This is a genomic window from Mesorhizobium sp. LNHC232B00, assembly GCF_000502435.1.
Taxonomy (GTDB): Bacteria; Pseudomonadota; Alphaproteobacteria; order Rhizobiales; family Rhizobiaceae; genus Mesorhizobium; species Mesorhizobium opportunistum.
On sequence record NZ_AYWP01000011.1, the window covers coordinates 32,803 to 54,501 of the forward strand.

Annotated in this window: 19 protein-coding genes; 10 read left to right on the forward strand and 9 right to left on the reverse strand. The window is 60.9% G+C overall.

What is annotated here, in order from left to right:
- Window positions 1-283 precede the first annotated feature (283 nt).
- Window positions 284-1,231, forward strand: a complete 948-nt coding sequence (locus X743_RS153165; protein ID WP_198028442.1) for a helix-turn-helix domain-containing protein — start codon at window positions 284-286, stop codon at window positions 1,229-1,231.
- 193 nt (window positions 1,232-1,424) lie between these two features.
- Here X743_RS153165 and X743_RS153160 read toward each other — a convergent pair whose 3' ends face one another.
- Window positions 1,425-1,838, reverse strand: coding sequence for a DOPA 4,5-dioxygenase family protein (locus X743_RS153160; RefSeq protein WP_023766193.1), 414 nt, complete (start codon window positions 1,836-1,838; stop codon window positions 1,425-1,427).
- A gap of 299 nt (window positions 1,839-2,137) precedes the next feature.
- Between X743_RS153160 and X743_RS153155 the strand changes: the two genes are divergently transcribed.
- The 4 genes from X743_RS153155 (at window position 2,138) to X743_RS153140 (ending at window position 8,343) form a co-directional block, all read left to right on the forward strand.
- Complete coding sequence (locus X743_RS153155; RefSeq protein WP_156934430.1) at window positions 2,138-2,386, forward strand: hypothetical protein; 249 nt, start codon at window positions 2,138-2,140, stop codon at window positions 2,384-2,386.
- Window positions 2,387-2,640: 254 nt separating this feature from the next.
- Window positions 2,641-4,017, forward strand: a complete 1,377-nt coding sequence (locus tag X743_RS153150) for a hypothetical protein (protein ID WP_031257786.1) — start codon at window positions 2,641-2,643, stop codon at window positions 4,015-4,017.
- A complete protein-coding gene (locus X743_RS153145) occupies window positions 3,903-6,509 on the forward strand; it encodes a sensor histidine kinase (protein WP_156934431.1) in 2,607 nt (868 codons plus the stop codon). The genes X743_RS153150 and X743_RS153145 overlap by 115 nt, the downstream gene beginning before the upstream one ends.
- Window positions 6,502-8,343, forward strand: a complete 1,842-nt coding sequence (locus tag X743_RS153140; RefSeq protein ID WP_023766197.1) for a hypothetical protein — start codon at window positions 6,502-6,504, stop codon at window positions 8,341-8,343. The genes X743_RS153145 and X743_RS153140 overlap by 8 nt, the downstream gene beginning before the upstream one ends.
- Here X743_RS153140 and X743_RS1000000172065 read toward each other — a convergent pair.
- From X743_RS1000000172065 to X743_RS153120, 5 genes are all read right to left on the reverse strand, one after another.
- A complete protein-coding gene (locus X743_RS1000000172065) occupies window positions 8,340-8,567 on the reverse strand; it encodes a hypothetical protein (RefSeq protein ID WP_156934432.1) in 228 nt (75 codons plus the stop codon). The two genes, X743_RS153140 and X743_RS1000000172065, sit on opposite strands and share 4 nt — an antisense overlap.
- Before the next feature lie 293 nt (window positions 8,568-8,860).
- On the reverse strand, window positions 8,861-9,106 hold the full coding sequence (locus X743_RS153135) for a MoaD/ThiS family protein (RefSeq protein ID WP_019859698.1): 246 nt from the start codon (window positions 9,104-9,106) through the stop codon (window positions 8,861-8,863).
- A 70-nt stretch (window positions 9,107-9,176) separates the two neighbouring features.
- A complete protein-coding gene (locus tag X743_RS153130) occupies window positions 9,177-11,441 on the reverse strand; it encodes a xanthine dehydrogenase family protein molybdopterin-binding subunit (RefSeq protein ID WP_023766199.1) in 2,265 nt (754 codons plus the stop codon).
- Window positions 11,438-11,920 (reverse strand): (2Fe-2S)-binding protein, encoded by a 483-nt coding sequence (locus X743_RS153125; protein WP_013894213.1) that lies wholly within the window; start codon window positions 11,918-11,920, stop codon window positions 11,438-11,440. The genes X743_RS153130 and X743_RS153125 overlap by 4 nt, the downstream gene beginning before the upstream one ends.
- Window positions 11,920-12,780: a xanthine dehydrogenase family protein subunit M gene (locus X743_RS153120; RefSeq protein ID WP_031257789.1), complete on the reverse strand. Its 861-nt coding sequence runs from the start codon at window positions 12,778-12,780 to the stop codon at window positions 11,920-11,922. The genes X743_RS153125 and X743_RS153120 overlap by 1 nt, the downstream gene beginning before the upstream one ends.
- A gap of 248 nt (window positions 12,781-13,028) precedes the next feature.
- Here X743_RS153120 and X743_RS153115 point away from each other — a divergent pair, with 248 nt between their 5' ends.
- Complete coding sequence (locus tag X743_RS153115) at window positions 13,029-13,472, forward strand: SRPBCC family protein (protein ID WP_031257790.1); 444 nt, start codon at window positions 13,029-13,031, stop codon at window positions 13,470-13,472.
- A 173-nt stretch (window positions 13,473-13,645) separates the two neighbouring features.
- The gene (locus X743_RS153110) at window positions 13,646-14,794 is read left to right on the forward strand and encodes an amidohydrolase (protein ID WP_023766203.1); all 1,149 of its coding nucleotides are present in this window, start codon (window positions 13,646-13,648) and stop codon (window positions 14,792-14,794) included.
- Between the two features lie 30 nt (window positions 14,795-14,824).
- Here X743_RS153110 and X743_RS153105 read toward each other — a convergent pair whose 3' ends face one another.
- Window positions 14,825-15,904 carry a LacI family DNA-binding transcriptional regulator gene (locus tag X743_RS153105; RefSeq protein ID WP_023766204.1) on the reverse strand — a complete coding sequence of 360 codons (1,080 nt, stop codon included), beginning with the start codon at window positions 15,902-15,904 and terminating at the stop codon, window positions 14,825-14,827.
- A gap of 236 nt (window positions 15,905-16,140) precedes the next feature.
- Between X743_RS153105 and X743_RS153100 the strand changes: the two genes are divergently transcribed.
- The 3 genes from X743_RS153100 to X743_RS153090 all read left to right on the forward strand — a co-directional run bounded on the left by X743_RS153100 (window position 16,141) and on the right by X743_RS153090 (window position 19,791).
- The gene (locus X743_RS153100; protein ID WP_031257791.1) at window positions 16,141-16,983 is read left to right on the forward strand and encodes an ABC transporter substrate-binding protein; all 843 of its coding nucleotides are present in this window, start codon (window positions 16,141-16,143) and stop codon (window positions 16,981-16,983) included.
- A 90-nt stretch (window positions 16,984-17,073) separates the two neighbouring features.
- Window positions 17,074-18,615: an amino acid ABC transporter permease/ATP-binding protein gene (locus X743_RS1000000173960; RefSeq protein WP_023766206.1), complete on the forward strand. Its 1,542-nt coding sequence runs from the start codon at window positions 17,074-17,076 to the stop codon at window positions 18,613-18,615.
- Window positions 18,616-18,666: 51 nt separating this feature from the next.
- A complete protein-coding gene (locus X743_RS153090) occupies window positions 18,667-19,791 on the forward strand; it encodes an FAD-binding oxidoreductase (RefSeq protein WP_023766207.1) in 1,125 nt (374 codons plus the stop codon).
- A 24-nt stretch (window positions 19,792-19,815) separates the two neighbouring features.
- On the opposite strand, the gene X743_RS153085 is transcribed toward X743_RS153090, so the two are convergent.
- Window positions 19,816-20,796 carry a branched-chain amino acid ABC transporter permease gene (locus tag X743_RS153085; protein WP_023766208.1) on the reverse strand — a complete coding sequence of 327 codons (981 nt, stop codon included), beginning with the start codon at window positions 20,794-20,796 and terminating at the stop codon, window positions 19,816-19,818.
- 4 nt (window positions 20,797-20,800) lie between these two features.
- Window positions 20,801-21,697, reverse strand: a complete 897-nt coding sequence (locus X743_RS153080) for a branched-chain amino acid ABC transporter permease (RefSeq protein WP_013894205.1) — start codon at window positions 21,695-21,697, stop codon at window positions 20,801-20,803.
- Window positions 21,698-21,699 lie beyond the last annotated feature (2 nt).

Genomic DNA, 21,699 nt, shown 5'->3' on the forward strand with positions numbered 1-21,699 from the left:
TCAGTTTTGCGCATGTCCTTATCCCGAAACCGCTGCGCGGTTCCGGTCGACATGCATTAGAAAGAACTTATTAACAGCACGGCCAAATTAACGGCTTGCAAAGAAATTAGATCGAATTGCCGACCATTTGCGGGACTCGCTGGCATGCATCAGTGCCATTGCGGTCGAGATAATTATCATGTTAAGTTGTTGGTCGTTGCGTCCGGGCATGACCCCGAGCCACAATCCCGCGCCAAGACGGGCCCGTGACAAGAACGGAAGGCTGTTGGAGGAGGAAACTAGAATGCACGCCCACCATGTGAGCGTCGCCGACGGCGAGGCTTTCCTGTCGACATCGCGCCTTTTGTTCGGCCCGATCACCCAACGCTTCTCGCGCGGCACGGTGCCGTCGATCCCGCAGCTCGTCTCGGTCAACCTCGGCGCCTGCCGGCTATCCGAGATCAAGGCCAATTCGCATCTCGTGGTCAACGACCGGCTGTTCTGGCGCAGCTTCGATCCCGACGCGATCAAGATCCTGGTGCAGCGCCGCGGCCGCAGCCGCTTCGAGCAGCAGCAGGTCGCCGTCGACCTCGGCCCGCAATCGGCTGTTATCTACGACCCGGTGCGCAGCTATTCCCTGCAGAACCTCTCGGATGTCGACCAGCTCATCCTGCAGGTGCCGCGCTCGACCTTCGGCGACGACACGCTCGCCCGCCTCTCAGCCCCGCTGCCGCTGCCCGGCAATGGCGACAGCCTGACCCACATCGTCTCCGGCCTGATGCAGATGGCGATCGGCGAGGCGCACAAGCTGGACGAGGCCGGCAGCCGGCGCGTCGGCGACAGCCTGGTCCAGCTCGTCAACGGCCTGATCCAGGCCAAGCCGATGGCGCCCGAATCCCGCCGCTCGCCGCTCGAAGCCCTGCGCGAGCGCATCGTCGCCTATATCGACGCCAACCTGGCGCGCAGCAGCCTGTCGGCGCAGGATATCGCCCGCCACATGGGCTGCTCCCGGCGCTATCTGCACCGCGCCTTCGAAGGCGAAGGCGCGACACTGGAACGCTTCGTCTGGGACCGCCGGCTCGAACGCAGCAAGGAAGAATTGCTGTCGCCCGCCCGCGCCTCGGCCTCGATCTCCGAAATCGCCTTTGCCTGCGGCTTCAATTCGAGCGCCCATTTTTCACGCGCCTTCAAGAGCCGGTACGACGTGGCGCCGAGGGAGCTGCGCGAGCGGTTGCGGGCGGTGGTGCACTAGAGCAATTCCAGGAAAAGTGTGAAACGGTTTTCCGTCCGGAATTGCGTTGAAACAAAGAGTTAGCGCAGTTCACCGGCTCTTTTAAACGGTGAACTGCTCCAGAAGCGATTCCAGGAAAGTGTGAGCGGCTTTCCCGGGAAAAACGCGTAGCGCTTTCCCCTAGAGAATTGCGTCAGAGCAAAGAGCGAAAACGCTATGCCTTGAGCGACGGCTCGGTATTGGGCTCCAGCGCCTCTTCCGCCTCATGCTCGTCCGGCAGGACATCGCCATGCACGCCCAGCGGCCGGCCTATCCAGACCGGATCGACCAGATGGTCGCGCTTGGGATTGGTGGTGTTCGGGTGAATGAGGATGCTCAAGCCCCGATGGTTCAGCATCAGCCACGGCACGAGCGAAGCAAAGACGTCGTTGGCGAACGAGACCTGGAACATCGCCTGCTCATGCGGCCCAACCTTCTGGTCATGCCAGGCCCCCAGGCGCACGCGAAACCGTTCGCCAATGCGAAGACGCAGCCATTCGGCCTGCTGCCGCTCGGCCTGCCCGGCGTAGTAGATATGGGCATGATAGCTGGCGATTTCAGAGAGTGGTCTTGGGTTGGCTTCGTTCAACTCGATGTCCTCCCTCGCAGCATGGGCTGCGTCGCGCCATTCAGCCCAAGAACGCGGTTTTAAGCAAGGCCACCGACAGCCCCGCTCCTACCCACCGGGATCTTCGACGGCCGGGCGCCGTTCTCAGCCCGGGCGACACCCCGGCGTTTGTGTTCCGGGACTTGGTGGTGGGGATTTAGCGGTGGCGGGGCTGGCGTATGTTCAGGCGCAGGCGGCGGGTGCGGTGTAGGACACAGGTCGATGGGAACGGCCGCGAGGTCGGCGCCCTGGAAGGCCTGCCACCAGCGGAAAACGACCGCATGGCCCAGCGCTACCGCCTGGAACCGGGCACGCTCGCCGCGCTGGCGGAGAAGGATGCTGTTCTGGTCGGCCAGGCGGAGCTGCTGCGATCGATGGAAGGCGTGGCGGGGGATGCGATGCTGGCCGGCAGGCGCGAGATTGAGGTAGGGATTGCCGCGATCCCGGCGACGTTGCGAGAGAGGCAGACGCTTTTTGTGAGGTCTTGGGGGGTCAGGGCGACGCCCCCTTCGCAGACCAATCCTGAATAGCTGCTTTGCGCCTCTGCCTGCCATTCAGCTGCGACCACGCCGAGCCTGAAGTGGGCAGTTCGGTCAAGTCGGTCGATGGCCGAGCTTCCGATCCCCGGACACGCAATGCCACCGGTCGGTTCGAAATCGATCGTTGCCGAGTCGAGCTAGGATCGTTAATCTTCCTCCGGCTTGGCCGGGGGACGCACGATAGCTTCCTGATCAACGCTATATCGTTGGACAGACCGATAATCTCGGCGTGGGAGCTAGGCAGAATGAAATCGACGGCCGCTACGCCGAGCCCAAAGAGTCCCACGTCGCTCTCCGATGTCGATGACGTGCTTGTGAAGGCCGTGTCCCAGCATCATGGCGATCCGGATTTCTGGTCATCTAAGACCCGCGACCGGACAGACAGTGCGCACTGCATCTTCCAGTATCCGGCGATGATGGTTCCGCTGGTGCAGCGGCGCTTGCTCGAAGCCGTGCTGGCCGCCCAGCCTGGCATTGCCTCACTATTTGATCCCTTCGTCGGGTCAGGCACCTCGCTGGTCAGCGGGATGCACTTCTCCCTTGATGTCTTTGGTGCGGATATCAATCCACTTGCGGTCCTGATCAGCCGGGTGCGCACCTCACGCAAGGTCGAGTTCACGATTGGTTCGATCGGCGCCGAAATCGTGAGGCGCGCGCGGTCCGATAGGAGATCGAGCATCGAGACGAACCTCGCCAACCGGGACAAATGGTTCACTACCACTGCCCTTGATGAATTATCTCGATTGAGGCGGGCTATTCGCACCTGCGAAAATCTGTGGGCAAGACGTTTTCTCTGGGTCACCCTGGCTGAAACGGTGCGGCTCACCAGCAATGACCGAACCTCAACCTACAAACTCCATGCCCGGCCAACGGACGAAATCGCGACACGTAGCGTCTCACCATTCGACGTGTTTGCCGATCTAGCCTCTCGAAACGCAGACAGCTTCGCTTTTTTTCGAAAAAAACTTCGCGATGCTGGTGCTCTGCGCAATGCCCGCTATTGCGCCGTGAGTGAGGTTGTACTTGCAGATAGTCGGGAAAATCCGGAGGAATGGACCAATCTGGCGCCGTTCGACCTCATGATGACCTCGCCACCCTACGGAGACAACCTAACTACCGTTACCTATGGGCAGCATTCCTATCTACCGCTCAATTGGATCGATCTTGGCGATATCGACGCCAGGGTCGATGCCGACCTTCTTAGTACTACACTAGAGATCGACCGCCGGAGCCTCGGCGGCCGCGATGCCGTTGCATTTCGCGATGAAGAGCGGCTTTTCGCGGCGAGTTTGACGCTGAAACGGTTCGCCGAGACGCTGCCTGCCAAACCGCACGATGCTCGCACGCGCCTGATGCGTTTCTACCGCGATTTCGAGACCAGCTTGGTGGCAATGATCGGGCGGATGCGTCAAAACGCGTATATGATCTGGACTGTCGGCAATCGAAACATCGCTGGCAAACAGGTGCCGACCGATGCGATATTAAGCGAGCTGATGGAAAACCTGAGGTGCCGCACGGTGAAGACGTTAACCCGTCGGATCCATCACAAGCGTATGCCGGATCGAAATGCAAGTTCGGCAACCATGCGCGAAGAGAAAATCCTTCTGCTGCGGAAGCTTTGAGTCTTATGGCGACGCGCCCACATTTCGACATTAGCGCCGCTGTTGTACGCCAATTAGGTGAGGAGCTTGTCTCTGACGAGGTTACGGCGATCGTCGAGCTTGTAAAAAACGCTTATGATGCGGACGCCAATTTCGCGAATATCATCGTCAACACGAAGGAACGTCCGCCGGCCGGTGCGACCAATTTCGGCGAAGCAAAGGGCTATGTGACGATCGACGATGACGGCCTTGGGATGAGCGAGGACGACATCAGGGACGGTTGGCTAATGATCTCGCTCTCGGCCAAGCGTAAAATGAAAGCAGCAGGCAAGCGTACGCCTAAAGGGCGAACGCCGCTGGGCGACAAGGGGCTAGGGCGCCTCAGTACGCAGAAGCTTGGTCAAAACCTGGATATGATTACGAGGAAGGACGGCGCCGCCGACACCCTCCACGTTTCCTTTTCCTGGACTGCATTCGGTGACGATCGAAGCTTGGGTGACGTTCCGGTCTCGATTGAAACCGTGTCCGCTCCCGGTCGAGCGAAGGGTACGCAACTCATCATTTCAGGCTTGCGCAACCCCGACGTTTGGGAAGGCACTGCGGTTGATCAGCTGGTTACCGATTTATCGCAGATTATCTCCCCATTCCCCGAGGCGCGATCCTTTCTTGTGACTTTGAAGATCAATGGCCACCCTATTGATCTTGGCCAGGTGTCAGAACAGGTGCGTAAGGCCGCGGTTGGCCGCTTCTTTTTCACCTTCAAGGATGAGAAGCTGAGTCTCAACGGCAGTATTCGTTTGGCAAAACTAAGAGGTAACCAACCAGAATTCTACGACAAATTTATCTCACCTGACAAAGGCAGTTCCTTTTTCGAATATCTGCGAAAGAAACCTGCTGCCTCGTCGATTCGCTTAAGTGCAGACAAAACGCAGTTCCTCGATTTCACTTATGAGGTCGGGTTAGATTCGCTGGGAGATGTCGACACTATACTATCTCCCACCGACCCTCAGAAACGTTTACCTGCCGATCCAGGGCCGTTTTCGGGAGAAATCGATGATTTCCTGCTCCGAGGAGATGACGTTGGCGCCAAGCTTGGCGGCTTGGCGAACACGACCGAGCTCCGCGACATGATTCGAAAGCAGGCGGGAATTAAGGTCTTTCGAGACGGGTTTGGAATAAAACCCTATGGCATAAATGGTCAAGACTGGTTGAAGCTGAGTGCCGGGTGGACAAGTGCTAGTTCTTTTTATGGCTTGCGCCCCGACAACGTCATGGGTTTTGTACTAATTTCCGAAGAAGCTAATTCGCATATGAGGGAGAAGACAGATCGCGAGGGTTTCGTCTCGAACCCCTGGTCGCAAAATTTTCAGCGTTTGGTGATGCACGTCGCCAGAACTATCGGCGATCTTTACGAGACAATCAGGCGAGCCCTAAACGACTATCGGGACGAACTCGCTGAACAAGCTCAGCCGTTCGACGGAAGCCGACAAGCGATCGCTGACGCCAGTGCGGTCGTTGACCAATTGTCTTCTTATAACGAAAAGGCGGCGACTATTAAGCAGGCGACCGACGCAACCCAGGGGAAGCTTCGGGCAGTCGCTGAACGCTTCAGTAAAGCGCCACTCTTCACAAATCCTGCTGAGCGAGAAGTTAAAGATCTCCTCACCGAAGCACGAGAAGCAATCAGCGCATCAACCGCCTTGTTTGCTGAGATAGAAGATTACACGGCACAAGCTAGAGTTCTCGGTAATATTGTTTCAGTGCTCGCGCCGAAGCTTGACGTCCTTTCGGATCAGCTTAATGATTTCTCAGAGCTTGCCGGCCTTGGATTGCTTGCCGAAGCACTATCACACGAAGTTCAGAACCAAACGGACCGTTTGATGCTTCAAACGACAGGCGCAGCCAAAAAAGCTCAAATGGCGCGGCCGCAAAACCGGGACCTGCTTCAATTCACGCGAGACGTCACGTCAACTGTGTTTGTCCTGCGCACGCTTATCGCTCATCTTGGACCGTCACTGCGCTATCAGCGTGATCGGATCGATCGTCTCGAGGTCGGTGAGTTACTGAAAGAGGTGCGTGACTATTTCAAGATGCGCTGGGAAGCGGACCAGTTTGAAGCTAGGATCATCTTGACGGGCAGCAATTTCGATATTGAAACCAATCGTGGGCGAATGCTCCAGGTAATTGATAACCTCGTACTAAACTCGGAATATTGGCTGAAGGAAGCATTGAAGCGGGATGCGGCTTTCAGGCCGGAGGTCACTATTGACTACGAACCCTATCGCTTGCGCATTTGGGACAATGGCCCGGGGATCGAGCGGTCAGTGGAGGATGCGTTGTTTGAGCCGTTCGTTACGCTCAAACCCAAAGCGCAAGGGAGGGGGTTGGGATTGTTTATCACCGCACAGATCTTGGAGTCGTTCGGTGGGGGCATTTCACTGTTGCCAGAGCGGAATACTGCGGGCCGTCGCTACATCTTTGAACTGGACCTGGCGAGTATTGGTCATGGCTAAAAAAAACGAGCCGGCCCATCAGATGGCGGCGCTCAACGATATGTCACCGGAATCATCGGCAGCTATTTCTAATGAAGCGGTTGCTGAACCTGTCGAAAGTCCGCAGGCGTCGGTCGGCGAACGGCTAAGCGTGCTTTTTAACGAACTGCATATTGTTAAAGCTGTTGTGGTGGATGATCGGTTGAAAATGGTGCTCGATGCCGCGCTTGTTGCGCGGATAGTCGGTGATAATGAGGATGCCAGAGCGACTGTAACAACGCTTTTTCCGAACATCGATCTTAGCAACGAAAATGAATTTCTAGCCGATCAGGTCGGTGCGATTCTGAACACTTTCAGCGGGAATCAACGTGATGAACTTGCTGCTGCACTTGCGCATTTCAGCCAAGAGGCTGCGGACGTCAACGTCCAAGTTGACCTGACCGCGCTCATGCCGGCCGGCTTTCCAATCGAGTATTTGACGCCGGCAGAGTGGGAAGCCAAGCGCGAGGCGCTTCTTGCAGTGTGCACGACCACTGCACGGACCTTATTTTTCTTTGACCAGGAACTGGATGACGGCGCGGAGGGTACTGCGATCATTTCAAGCTTGGCGCAGCAAGACGCCGTAGCGTTTGGAACGCGATGGTTCTGTGGCTTGCTATCGCATATTCTCGACAAAGGCGAGGAGGTAGTGGTTTGGCGCGCGCTCTCCGATGAGAAGAAAATTCCGCTAAAACTATTCATGCCCATTTCGAAACAGAATTTGCACGACGGTGCGGCGTTCTATGGAGCGGTCTACCGGACCGTCATCAATATCTACACCGAAAAACTAAAGGACCTCGCGCTTGACGCATTCGGGCGCGCCATGAGCGACGCGCTGACCGAATTTCGAAATCTCGACCCAATCGATTTCGAGCATATAATCGCCAAGTCGTCTGAAGATGAAGGTGTCGGCGAACTCGAGACCCTCATTAGGGTATATTCGATTGTTCAACGTGACCGCATCAAAAAAGAGTTGCTTGATCAGGAGAGACTCAGCAATTTCTTGCAGGAAGCCCGCACGGTCAAGAAGGTGGCCGATGTTGGTCGCACCTACTCGGATGAAGCGGCGAAACGCCGCGCGAAACTCAGATACAAGGAGCTGTACGAAGCGCCCGAGCTGATCAACCAGTTCCGGGACCCGCTGAGGAACGGCGACCTGTTCGAGATCGGGAGTGGTACCCATCTCAAGCTTTGGATGCTGATCGCGCAACCGTGTGATCTTATGGTGCGCTCTGACGGGAAGCGCGCCTTTGAGAACAATTTCAAGGTAGCTGTCTTGGCCCCGGTTAAGCGCGGTGTGCTCGGCAGTCCTCCAGCAACAAAACCTGGCTACGGGTTCGAATTAGCCCGGTTGGATCATGACGGGATGCAGGCGGCGTCAGTCGTTTTTACGCAGGCAACGCCTATAGCGTTGGAAGTCCTGGATCTTGCTGTCCTTCGTGCCGATGGAAAGTGCGAAATTGAGACCAACGGAGCGGCGCCAACCGCTGAATTTTCAAGCATGGGATGGGACAATCGGGCGGTACGACTGCGTAAGTCGTTCACTGAAACCGCAACAAAAATCGAAGAGAGGCGAAAGACCACGGATAACGACCGCGCCAAGGAATATGCCGGCTTCCTTATGCCTGCCGCATCGCCAGACGTTGCCTTTCGCAAATACGGAGAATACGCGAACGGCAAGTTCTCTTACGCGATTAAACGCGCTGGCCGCGTCCGCGAGCCTTTTGCCACCTCAGTCCTTGCAGCTTTCAGTCGATATCTGTCACGCGACGCCTATGAGCACGACTTCTCGGCCGTGCGAGAGATAGATGCTTAAGTCGTTTTGCTTCCCAAGAATTCGACATTCGCGGCTTGGACAGAGCGCGGACAGCCGCGCCCATCGGTGCTCATGTGGCCGGTGATGCGCACCATCTGAGCATCCGCCAATTTTTCTTTCATCGGGGCAGAACCTTCGATCGGAACCATTGCCCCGCCACCATGGAGGTAACGCAGATACCATGTGCCGTGAACCAAAAATGTAGTGCCCAAAATTTCAGTCAAGACCGCTGTCCTTTTAGCCGCTGTCGTTTCGGAGTCTTTTTGCTGAGCGTTTATAAGTGATTAGCGTCATATGGCTGCCCTCTTCACGGGAAATCGCCGGAGCTCTGCACTTCCGCCGGGCGGTATTGAAGCCTGCGAGCTCGAACCCATGCTTTTACTATGAAGGAGCGGTACCTTCCTGAGGGAGCCTACCTATAGCTGCCAGTCGCCTTTCGACCCGTACCAAGACGTCGGACGCTTGAATTAACATTGGCGAACGCTTGAGTTAACATTGGCGAGACGCCTGCGCCCCCTCACCCCCCCGCCAATCTTGGCAGCAAAAATATCTCCGCCCCCTCCGGCAGCTTCTTCGACCACGTATCCCGGTAAATCGTCCCGTCGATCGCCACCGCGATCCCGCGGTCGATCCACGGCTCGAACCCGGGATACTGTTCAGCCAATTTCCTGAACAGTTCCCTGATGTCCTTGGCTTCGACCTCGACCTTGCTCTTGCCGCCGGCGAGCTGGCCGAGGGCGCCCCAGAGGGTGACTTCGACCATTCGCTAGCTCCTATTTTTGATGGAGCATGATGTTATCCGAAAACCGCTTGGCACTTTTCGGCATCATGCTCTACCCTTCCCGTTCGGCCTCGATCGCCGCCAGGATGCGTGGCGGCGACATCGGGATGTGGGTCATGCGCACGCCCGCCGCGTTCGACACCGCGTTGGCGATCGCCGCCAGCGGCGGCACGATCGAGGTTTCGCCGACGCCGCGCACGCCATAGGGGTGGTTGGGGTTGGGGATTTCCAGGATCTGCGTGTCGATCATCGGCAGGTCGGAGCAGACCGGGATGCGGTAGTCGAGGAAGCCGGCATTCTGCAGCCGCCCGTCCTTGCCGTAAATATACTCCTCGTTGAGCGCCCAGCCGATGCCTTGCGCGGCACCGCCCTGGTACTGGCCCTCGACATAGGTCGGGTGCACCGCCTTGCCGGCATCCTGCACCACCGTGTAGCGGATGACCCTGGTCGAGCCGGTCTCGGGATCGACCGCGATGTCGCAGATATGGGTGGCGAAGGAGACGCCGGCGCCGTCGGCGACCAGTTCGCTGTGGCCGGCGATCGGCCCGCCGGTCTTGCCGGACTCAAGCGCGATCTCCTTCAGCGACAGCTTGCCGAGATTGCCGTGCTTCTCGCCCTTGGCGACCGCATGGCCCTGTTCCCAAGCCACGTCGTCTACGGCAATGTCCCACATCTGCGCGGCGCGCTCGCGCAGGATCTTGATGGCGTTGCGGGCGGCCGAGATCGTCGCCATCGACGACGAAAAGGTGCCGCGGCTGCCGTCGGTCATGTCGTTGTAGCCGAGGCTCGACGTGTCGGCGACGATCGCCTTGACCTGGGAATAGTCGATACCGAGCTCCTCCGCCGCCACCAGCGACAGCGACGCGCGGGACCCGCCGACGTCCACCGTGCCGACGGCAAGCGAGACCGACCCGTCCATGCCGATGTTCAGGTCGGTGCAGGTCTGGCCGCCGAAATTGAACCAGAAGCCGCAGGCCATGCCCCTGCCCTGGTTCTTGCCCAGCTTGGCCTTCATGTGCGGATGGTTCTTCACCGCTTCCAGCGTCGGGCCGATGCCGATCGGGCCGTAGACCGGCCCGTAGGACGACCTCGTGCCTTCCTGTGCGGCGTTTTTGATGCGGAAGTCGACCGGGTCCATGCCGATCTCCTTGGCGAGCTCGTCGACAGCACTTTCCACCGCGAAAGCGGCCATCGGCGCCGAGGGCGCGCGATAGGCCGCGGTCTTCGGCCGGTTGACCAGCACTTCGTAGCCGACCGTCTTGACGTTCTCGAGCTTGTAGCAGGCGAACGCCGTCATGGCGCCGATCTCGGCCCAGGAGCCGGCATACGGCCCGCAGGAATAGCGCAGCGTCGCTTCGGCGGCGGTGATGGTGCCGTCCTTGCGGGCGCCGATCTTGACGTCGATCGAGGTGGCGCTGGTCGGACCCGAGGCGCGGAACACCTCGTCGCGGGTCATGACCAGCTTCACCGGCCGTCCGGCTTTCCGTGACAAGGCAAGCGCCACCGGCTCGGCCCAGACATGGGTCTTGCCGCCGAAACCGCCACCGATCTCGGACGAGGTGACGCGCAGCTTGGAGGCTTCCATGCCGAGCAGTTGCGCGCAATGCTGGCGGTACACGAAATGGCCTTGCGTGCAGACCCAGAGGTCCGCGGTGCCGTCGGACGAGACGCTCGCCACGCAGGCATGCGGCTCGATATAACCCTGGTGCGTCTGCTCGGTCTTGAAGGAGCGCTCGACAATGAAATCGGCGTGGCCGAAACCCTGGTGGACGTCGCCATGGCCGAACTGGCTGCGCTTGGTGACGTTGGAGGGCTTTGCCGGCTTTTCCTCGAGGCCCTCGGTGAAGATGGCGTCGTTGATCAGGGGCGCCGTGTGCTTCATCGCCTCGTCGACGTCGGTGACGTGCGGCAGCACCTCGTAGTCGATCTCGATAAGCTTCAGCGCTTGCTTGGCCGTGCGGGCATCGACAGCGGCGACAGCGGCCACCGCATGGCCGTCATAAAGCGCCTTGGTGCGCGCCATGCAATTGTCGAGGATGTCGTACATGGCGGCATCGCCATCGGTGAGGTCGGGCAGGTCTTTCCAGGTGATCACCGCCTTGACGCCGGCAAGCTTCTCCGCCTTCGAGGTGTCGATCTTGCGGATTTTCGCATGCGCGTGCGGGCTTCTGAGGACACGCCCGACCAATTGCCCGGCCATGTTGAAGTCGGCGCCGTAGCGGGCGCGGCCGGTCACCTTGTCGACGCCGTCGGGACGGATCGGGCGCGTGCCGACGGATGCGAATTTACGCCCGGAAAAACGCGGATCGAAGTTCATGCGTGCGCTCCCTTCATCACGTTCGCCGCGTCCTGGACTGCGCGTACGATCTTGTCGTAGCCGGTGCAGCGGCAAAGGTTGCCGGCCAGACCGAAGCGGATTTCCTCCTCGGTCGGATCGGGATTCTTGGCCAAAAGATCTTTGGCCGCGATCAAAAAGCCCGGCGTGCAGATGCCGCATTGCAGGGCGGCGTGTTCGAGGAACTTCTGCTGCAGCGGATGCAATTTGTCGCCATGCGCCATGCCCTCGACGGTCTCGATGCGCCGGCCCTCGGCTTCCGCGCCCAGCACCAGGCACGAGCACACCAGCCGGTCGTCGACGATGACGCTGCAAGCGCCGCAATCGCCGGTGCCGCAGCCTTCCTTGGCGCCTGTCAGCCCGAGCCGATCGCGCAGCACGTCGAGCAGCGTTTCGTCAGGTTGGCAAAGGTACTCGACGCTGTCGCCGTTGATTGTGGTTGAGACTGCTACGCCGGCCATCATTTGCCTCCTGCACGTGTGTAAGCCGAAGTGGCGGCACGCCTGGCCAGCACACCCGCGACCTTCCTACGGAAATCGATTGTACCCCGCTTGTCGTCGATCGGGCGGCAGGCGCCCGCGCAGACCTTGGCCAGCCGCTCCAATGCCGCTTCGTCGAGCTTCCTGCCGACAAGCGCCTCGGCGGCCTCCTCGACCAGAAGCACGGTCGGTGCCGCCGCACCCAGCGCCACGCGGGCCGCCTTGATGACGCCGTGTTCGTCGATCGTCAGGTTCACCCCGGCGCTGACCACCGCGATATCCATCTCCGTGCGCGGAATGAACCGCAGATAGGCATCGCCCGAACGCGGCGCCTGGCGGTCGAGCAGGATCGCCTCGATGATCTCGCCCTTGGCCAGCGACGTCTTGCCCGGCGCGGTCGGCACGGCCTCCACGGCAATGGTGCGCTTGCCCGAGGGACCGACGATCACAGCCTTGGCTCCGGCCGCGACCAACGCCGGCACGCTGTCGGCCGCCGGCGAGGCGTTGCAGAGATTGCCCACGATGGTGCAGCGCCCCTGCACCTGCTTCGAGCCGATCAGCTTGGCGGCTTCGACGACGCCCGGCCATGCCTTCTTCAGCGCCTTGTTTTCGCCGAGCACCGCGCAGGGCACGGCGGCGCCTATGCTGAAGCCTTCGGCCGTTTCCCTGATCTCGCCCAGAGACGCGATCGCCTTGATGTCGACGATCAGGTCGGGCTCGACAAAGCCGCCCTTCATCCTGACCAGGAGGTCGCTGCCTCCCGCGAGAATGGCCGATATGCCGGCCGATCCGGCCAACTGGCCAACGGCATCTTCTATTGAAAGCGGACGTATGTAACGCATCGTCTCCCCTTGGTCATCTCGATCTCAGCGACCGTTATAAACACTCTCCTCATAATGGCTATCCGGTTCCTGGTTTTCGGCGATTGGGCCAGGCGTCATAAAATCGAGTCCCAAATCGGCCTGATCCGCCGCGGGCCATGGCCAGACAGGCCCGTAGCCGAGCCCCGAAAAATCTGACAGCCTGTGTCGGACTGGCCAGGCCCCGTTCGTCCTAGGGGCGTCGAACAGGCATCATGAAAGGATAGGACATGCCCGGTACCGTACGTTTGCACCGCGTTCTCACCACCAGCCCGGAAAAGGTCTATCGCGCCTTCGTCGAAGGCGACGCGCTGGCCAAGTGGCTTCCGCCGAACGGCTTCACCTGCACGGTCCATCAATTCGAAGCCAAGGTCGGCGGCACGTTCAAGATGTCCTTCCGCAACTTCACAACCGGCGACAGCCATTCCTTCGGCGGCGAGTATCTCGAACTCATCCCCGGCGAGCGCCTGCGCTACACCGACAGGTTCGACGATCCCAATTTGCCCGGCGAGATCCAGGTGACCGTCATCCTGAAGAAAGTGTCGGTCGGCACCGAAATCGACATCACCCAGGCCGGCATCCCGGACGTCATTCCGGTCGAGGCCTGCTATCTCGGCTGGCAGGAATCGCTCAGGAACCTGGCAAAGCTGGTCGAACCCGAGATCAACCAGTAAGGCAAATCCCAAGCCCCGTTCGCAGCGGCGTCGGCCGCTGCGAACGGTGTTTAGACCTTTCGCGGGACGTCGCCGCAGTTCTGGCCCGCTGAAGCCCGGCACTTGGACTGTGGCAGGCACGGTCATTTGTCGCTAGCAATTCATCATCGGTTTCTGATGCGGAGGCGCAAAGCATGACCTTGACCAATCGCGACATCGTCGAGCTGACCGAGTGGCGGCGCAAGCTGCACCAGCAGCCGGAAATCTCGAACGAGGAAGAGAAGACGGCACAAGAGGTCGTCTCCTTCCTCGCCGATACGGGACCGGACAAAGTGTTGACCGGATTGGGCGGCCACGGCGTCGCGGCCATTTACGACAGCGGCAAAAACGGACCGACCGTCCTGTTTCGTTCGGAACTCGACGCGCTGCCGATCGAGGAGCTGTCGGGCGTGCCGCACTCCTCACGCGTGCCGGGCAAGTCGCATATGTGCGGCCATGACGGGCACACGGCAATCCTTGCCTCGCTCGGCCGCCAGCTCGGGCGCGAGCGGCCTGCCAGCGGCCGCGTCGTGCTGATGTTTCAGCCGGCTGAGGAAACCGGCAATGGCGCGGCCGGCGTCGTCGCCGATCCCCGTTTCGGCGAGATCGCGCCGGATTTCGCGTTCTCGCTGCACAATCTGCCCGGCGTGCCGTTCGGCGAGGTGCGGCTCAAGCCCGGCGTGGTCAACTGCGCCTCGCGCGGCATGCGCATCGCACTGGAGGGCAAGACCGCGCATTCTTCCATGCCCGAGACCGGCGTCTCGCCGATGCTGGCGATCAGCGAGCTGATGCCGGCCCTGCCCGCGCTCGGCCGCGCGACCTTCGCCGACGATGATTTCTCAATGGTCACCGTCACCCATGCCGCGATGGGCGAAGCCGTGTTCGGCATCGCGCCCGCGCACGGAGAGGTCTGGGCGACCCTGCGCACCCGGCGTGACGAGCGCATGGCGGATCTGTGCGCCGCCGCCGAAGCGCTGGTCAGCGAGATCGCCGGCCGGCATCGGCTTGCCGCGCGCTTCGACTATCACGAGATCTTCGTCGCCAGCGTCAACGCACCGGACGCCGTGGAGCATCTCAAGCGCGCGCTCGACGAAGAGGGCGTGACCCACGGACAAGAAGCCCTGCCGATGCGCGCCTCGGAGGATTTCGGCCTGTTCGGCCACAGCGCCAAGTCGGCCATGTTCTTCCTCGGCGCCGGCGAGCGGCACCCAGACCTGCACAATCCCGACTATGATTTTCCCGACGACCTGATCCCGATCGGCTCGAGGATTTTCATGCGCACGGCACGCAATCTGCTGGGCTGAGCTGATCGCGGCACCACGAACGACTGGCGTCTACGGCCTTCTGTCCGGGGGCGGGCCGACGGATCCGCGTTCAATGATCGTGGTCGGCAGGATGAGCCTTTCGGGCGGTTGTGTGTCGCCCTTCAACCGCCGGATGAGCAATTCCGCGACACTCTTGCCAAGCGCGTAGACGGGCTGGTCGATGACCGTGATGGGCGGGGTTGTCACGCTGGTCCAATCCGCGTCATGGAAGGTGATCAGCGAGACGTCCTCGGGAACTCCCAGACCGCGCTGGCGGATCACCCTGAAGATCTCCAGCGCTTTTAGACTGTCGGAGGCAAGGATCGCGGTCGGCCGATCTAACCCGGACAGCAACTTGTCGGTGACCCTTTGCGTTTCGGCGGGGCTTGTCGCACCAAGGCGGACATAGCGTTCTGGCCGCTCAATTCCTGCGTCTCGGCATACGGTGAGGAAACCGTCGATACGCTCGCGAACCGACGAGGTATAGATCTGTCCGAGTTCGCGGTATTCATGCCCCTCGGCGTCAACCCCGGTCACATAGGCGATGCTGCGGTGTCCGGCATCCACAAGAATGCGGGTCGCCCGCATGGCGATGCCACGATCGTCGACCGTGACTGTATCCACATCCAGGTCGGGCAGCGCCCTGTCAAGCAGGGCAAGCGGTCGGCCCGAACGATGGATGTCGCGAAGGTGTGAAATGTCGCGCGATTCCGACGGCGTGACGATCAGCCCGTCGACGCGCTTGCCGATCAATAGCCGCACGGCTGCCTTTTCAACCTCGATCCTCTCGCCGGAGTTGGCCAGAATGACGTTGAATCCGGCTGCCCTTGCCGCATCGCTGATGCCGCGCACCGCCAGGCTGAAGAACGGGTTCTCGATGTCGCCGACAACCACTCCGATGATGCCGGACCGGCCGGTCGTCATGCTGCGGGCCAGTTCGTTAGGACGGTAGTCCAGTGCCTTGGCCGCGGCCATGACGTCCGCGCGGATCGTATCGCTGACAACGCCGTATCCGCCGAGCACGCGTGCGGCTGTCGCTTTCGACACGTCCGCCGCGCGGGCGACGTCGCTGACTGTTATCGAGCGGGTTTTGGGCGCGGTTCTTTTCATCGGACGAACGACTACAAGAGTTGTTGACGGAAGGTCAATCTGGCGATAACCATTATCAAAGAGACCGGTCTCACGCAAATAAGAGACCGGTCTCTTTGAAGAAACTGGGAGAGCCAGGAGCATGATGTCAGCCCACCGTTCGAGCCGCTGCCGCGGCGACCAACGATGTGAGGCCTGAAACTACGGGCTCGACGCAAATGCCAAGAAGAACAAACCTTTCAGAGTGGAGAGAAGACATGAGCAGGATTGGAATTCTCAAGTCGTTGATGTCACCGGTCCGGGCCGGCGCAATGGCACTTATGGTTCTATGCATCGGATCGGGTCTGGTTTCGCGGGCTGCCGCGGCGGATGACAATCCCTATGGCCTCATCGATGCGAAGACCATCAGCGTCGGGACCATGGGGGACGCCAAACCGTACGTTTTCACGCTGGCGGATGGCACGTTCACCGGATTCGACATTGAACTGTTTCGGAACGTCGCGAGCCGCATTGGTTTCAAGCCTGACCAGGTGATCTTCACCGGCCAGGAATTCTCGGCGCTGATGCCTTCGGTTGCCAATGGACGCTTCGATGTCGCGGTCGCCGCGATCGGCACGACGGATGCGCGCAAGAAGACTGTCGACTTTTCCGACGGCTATCTCGCAGGCTACCTGTCGGTGCTTACCGCGGATAAGGCGATTACTTCGGCGGACGGGCTCAAGGGCAAGCGCCTCGGCGTCGTCCAGGGTACGTTGCAGGAAATTTACGCGACAAAGAATTTTGTCGGAACCGATCTGGTCAAATTTCCCGACAACAACTCGGCCATTTCCGCGCTCAACAACGGAACCGTCGACGCGCATTTCCTCGATTATGAGGCCGCCAAGCAATTTGGCGAGCGCTATCCGGACTTGAAGATCGCGGTGAACATCCCCTCCTTCGACGCACCCGCGGGCTTCGTCCTGCGCAAGGGCAACGACAAGTTTCGCGAGGCATTGAACACCGCCCTGCATGCGGCGATGCAGGACGGCACCTGGAAGACGCTCTACGAGAAGTGGTTCCCCGGTTCCCCGATGCCTGACCAGTACCTCCCCAAGAAGTAACCGCGACTCAGCCGCCGGCCGTGGCCGGCGGCGGACACGCTCTCGCGCCGGGTTTTTGGTTGCGCGAACGGAGCAATGGAAAGGGGTCGAATGAATTGGCTTGAAAACCTACGGCGCAGTTTCCTCGACTGGCAAGCCATGGCGGACGTGCTGCCGAGCATGATCACCATCGGGCTGAAGAACACCTTGATCCTCGCCGCTGCGTCCACGGTGATCGGTGTTGTCCTCGGCATGATCCTTGCTGTCATGGGCATCTCGCAATCACGCTGGCTGCGCATTCCGGCCCGGGTTTATACCGACATTTTCCGGGGCCTTCCGGCGATCGTCACGATTCTTCTGATCGGCCAGGGCTTCGCCCGCATCGGCCGTGAAATCTTCGGGCCTTCGCCCTATCCGCTCGGCATTCTCGCCCTCAGCCTGATTGCCGGCGCCTACATCGGCGAAATCTTCCGCTCCGGCATCCAGAGCGTCGAGCGTGGACAGATGGAAGCCTGCAGGGCTCTGAGCATGAGCTACGGACAGGGCATGCGGCTGATCGTGGTCCCGCAAGGCATCCGCCGCGTCCTGCCGGCTCTGGTCAACCAGTTCATCGGCAACGTCAAGGATTCGAGCCTGGTCTACTTCCTCGGCCTGCTCGCGTCGGAGCGCGAGATTTTTCGTGTCGGCCAGGACCAGGCGGTGGTCACGGGAAACCTGTCGCCATTGCTCCTGGCTGGCGTGTTCTATCTCGTCATCACCGTGCCGTTGACCCACGTTGTCAACTACATCGACAACTCGCTGCGGGTCGGAAAGCAAAAGGCAGGCCTCGTCACCAGCGGCCTCGCCGAGGTGAGCGAACTGGAAAGCGCGATCGGCGGCCCGTCTTCGCAGACCAGCCCCGACGGCAGCCCGGCGCTTCCCCGGTTCAAGGGCGGCAGTCTCGCCATCACTGATCTCGACATGGCTTATGGCGATCTCGATGTCCTCAAGGGCGTCAGCCTGACGGTCAAGCCGGGCACGGTCACATGCGTCATTGGTCCGTCGGGGTCGGGCAAGTCGACGCTGTTGCGCTGCCTCAACCGCCTGGTCGAGCCCAAAGGCGGCGACGTGCTGCTCGACGGCGCGAGCATCCTGACGATGAAGCCCGAAAAATTGCGCCGGCGTGTCGGCATGGTGTTCCAGCAATTCAACCTGTTTCCCGACCACACAGCCCTGGAGAACGTCATGCTGTCCCTGACCAAGGTCAAGGGCATTCCAGTGCCTGAGGCCGAGCGCATCGCCGAGGCGCGCCTGGCCGATGTTGGCCTTGCCGCACGCAAACACCATCGTCCCGGGAGCCTTTCCGGCGGCCAGCAGCAGCGCGTGGCAATCGCCCGTGCGCTTGCCATGGACCCCGAGGTTATCCTGTTCGACGAAGTGACCAGCGCTCTTGATCCCGAACTGGTGAAAGGCGTCCTCAACCTGATGGCGGACCTCGGCCGGCGTGGCATGACGATGGTCGTGGTGACCCATGAAATGGGTTTTGCCCGCAAGGTCGCCGATCAGGTCATCTTCATGGATGAGGGCCGTGTCATCGAGGCCGGCACGCCCGCCGCGATCTTCGACACTCCGAAAAGCGCGCGTCTGAAGCACTTCCTTGCCGAAGTGCTTTGATCGCACCACCGCATGGCCCAATCCCACCTCCACACAGTGAAAGAACATCCCATGGCTACATCACATTCGGTCGCAAAGGTCGTTGTTGTCGGGGGCGGTATCTTCGGTGTCTCCTCGGCCGTTCATCTTGCACGGCTCGGCATCGAAACCGTCCTGGTCAATGACGGACCGCTTGCCAAGGGAGCTTCAGGCCGCTCGCTCGCCTGGCTCAATTCCGCCCGCAAGCGGTCGGCTGAATACCATCGCCTGCGCATGATCGGCATCGATCGCTATCGGACGCTGTCGGCGAGATATCCGAATGCCGCCTGGCTGCGTTTCGACGGCGGTCTGACATGGGATGCGGACGGCGCTTCAAACGAGATCGCGGATGTCTTCGCTCATGAGAAAATTCTTGGTTATGACGCGCAGCATCTGTCCGCGGGCGCCATAGCGTCGGTCACCCCGGGCGTCGCTGCAAATGCTGTCACGCCCCAGGGCGCGATCTTCAATCCGGGCGAAGGCTGGGTCGACCTGCCGTCGCTGATCGAGCTATTGGTTGCGGAATTCATGGAGCGCGGCGGGCAGTTGGTCACCGATGCCGGAAGCGCGGCGGTCACGGTCGTCGACGGTCGCGCCACCGGCGTCACCACCACAGGCGGCATCGGCTTCGCCGCCGACGCGGTGCTGCTGGCGACCGGCGGTGATGTGCCGCGAATGGTCGCGGACTCCGGCCAATATATTGCCGACGGGACGCCAATCGCGCTGCTGGTCAGGACCAAGCCGCAACACTTGCCCCTTCGGGCCGTGCTCAATACCCCGCGCGTCGCCATCCGCCCGATGCCGGACGGAGCCCTTGCGCTCGATTCCGCCTGGTCGGAAGAAGAGGTGGTCGTCAATTCGGACGGTACTTATGGCGTGAAGGATTCGACCGTCCAGGGGCTTCTCGACGAAGCCTCGAAGGTTCTCGAGGGCCATCCGAAGTTGGAGCTGGAAAGCTATGGCGTCGGCCCCAAGCCGATCCCCGCGGACGGCGATCCGGTATTCGGCCAATTGAAGGACATCAAGGGATATTACATCGCCTTCAGCCACAGTGGCGCAACGCTTGGCCTGATTGCCGGCGAGCTGCTCGCCGGCGAGATCGCCACCGGAAGAGAGCACCCACTTCTTGCAAACTTTCGGCCGGCTCGGTTTTCTTGAGCGTCGTTGCAAATCTGAACCGCGTCACGCCACCCTTCCCCCAAGACTCCGCATCAGCCCCTTCGGCAGAAACAGCATCGCCAGGATGATCGTCAGGCCCGAGATCACCGGGTGATAATCCGGCACCACGATCCGCGCGAGGTCGAACACGGCGTACATCACGAAGGCGCCGAGGATCGGGCCGAGCAGCGTGCCGGTGCCGCCGACCACGGTCATCATCAGCGGCAGCAGCATCCAGTCGAGGGCGAACACCGAGTCCGGCCCGACATGGAAGATGTAGTAGGTGTAGAGGCTGCCGGCGATGCCGGCGATGAAAGCGCTGCCGACGAAGGCTGCGACCTTGACCCTGAGCGTGTCGATGCCGTTGGCCGACGCCGCCATCTCATCGTCGCGCACGGCGATCAGCGCCAGCCCGTAACGCGAGCGCATCAAAAGGCGGATGGCAAGTGCCGTGCCGACCATCAGGCCGAGCCCGACCAGATAGTGCGGCAAGAGCGTGTCGAAGGTGCTGGCAGGCGCCACGACGCCAAAGGCGCCGCCGGTGAAATCGCCGCCATTGATGAACATCACCTTGACGATCTCGCCGAAGCCGAGCGTGCCCAGCGCAAAATAGTCGCCGCGCAATTTGGACAAAAGCGGCAGGCCGATGATGATTGCGGCGACCGCCGCCACCAGCCCGCCCAGCGCCATAGTCACCGGGTCGAAATAATAGATGCGCGGATAGGCGTCGTAGAGCGAACCCCAGAGATAGTTGCCGCTCCACAAGATCGCGGTGGTGTAGGCGCCGAGCCCGAAAAAGGCATGATTGCCCAGGCTGATCTGGCCGCCGAAGCCGGCAACCAGGTTCCAGCCCTGTGCCATGATGGCGTAGATGAAGACGAAGAACAGGAACGAGAAGGCGTAACTATCGATCGCGCCGGGCAGCAGCGGCACCAGGGCGAGTGCCACGACGACGGCAATGGCAATTCCCGCCTTGGCTTGCTTGTTCCAGGCTTGCTTCAACATGTGCTCAAGCCTTCTTGTAGGGCCGGCTGAACAGGCCTTCCGGCTTGAACATCAGCACCGCCAGGAACACGCCGTAGGCAATCGCGTTGGTCCAGCCGCCCGAGATGAAATACTGCACATAGGCCTCGATGAGGCCGAGCAGGATGCCGCCGGCGAGCGCACCCGCGACATTGCCGATGCCACCCAGCGCCAGCGCCACCAGCGCCTTCAGGCTGAAGATGAAACCGGCGAACGGGTTGAACGGAAATGTGGTCGCGACCGCGACGCCGGCCGCTCCCGCCAGCGCGATGCCGATGGCAAAGGCGATCGCGTTGACGCGATGCGGGCTGATGCCCATCAGCGTCGCCGCTTCCATGTCCTCGGACGCCGCGCGCACCGCCTTGCCGACCAGCGTCTTGCGTAGGAACAGCACCACCAGCCCGGTGCCGGCGAGTGCGATCAGGAAGCCCATGGAGCGGGTGAAGGAGGTACGCACGCCCAATATCTCGATGCCGCTCGCCGTGTAGGAGGTGACGATTGCGGCGGTATTGCCGCCCCACACCACCGTCATCAGGTTCTGGATCAGGAACATCAGGCCGACCGCGATCAGGAGCGAGATGTTGCGGTCCTCCGCGGCCGCCGCCTTGCGGAACAGGCCTTGGTAGATCAGCCAGCCGACGACGAGCCCGACCGGCACGACGATCAGCAGCGACAGGAACGGGTCGATGCCCAGCCCGTAAAACAGCGCCCGCACGAAATAGGCGGCCAGGATGATCATCGCGCCCTGCGCCAGGAAAATCAGCCGCATGGTGCCGAAGATGAGGCTCAAGCCAACGGCGGCGACGCCATACATGGCGCCGCCCAGCGCGCCGTTGAGCGACAGTTGCAGCAGGATGTCGGGAGGCGGAATGTTGAACGTCATCA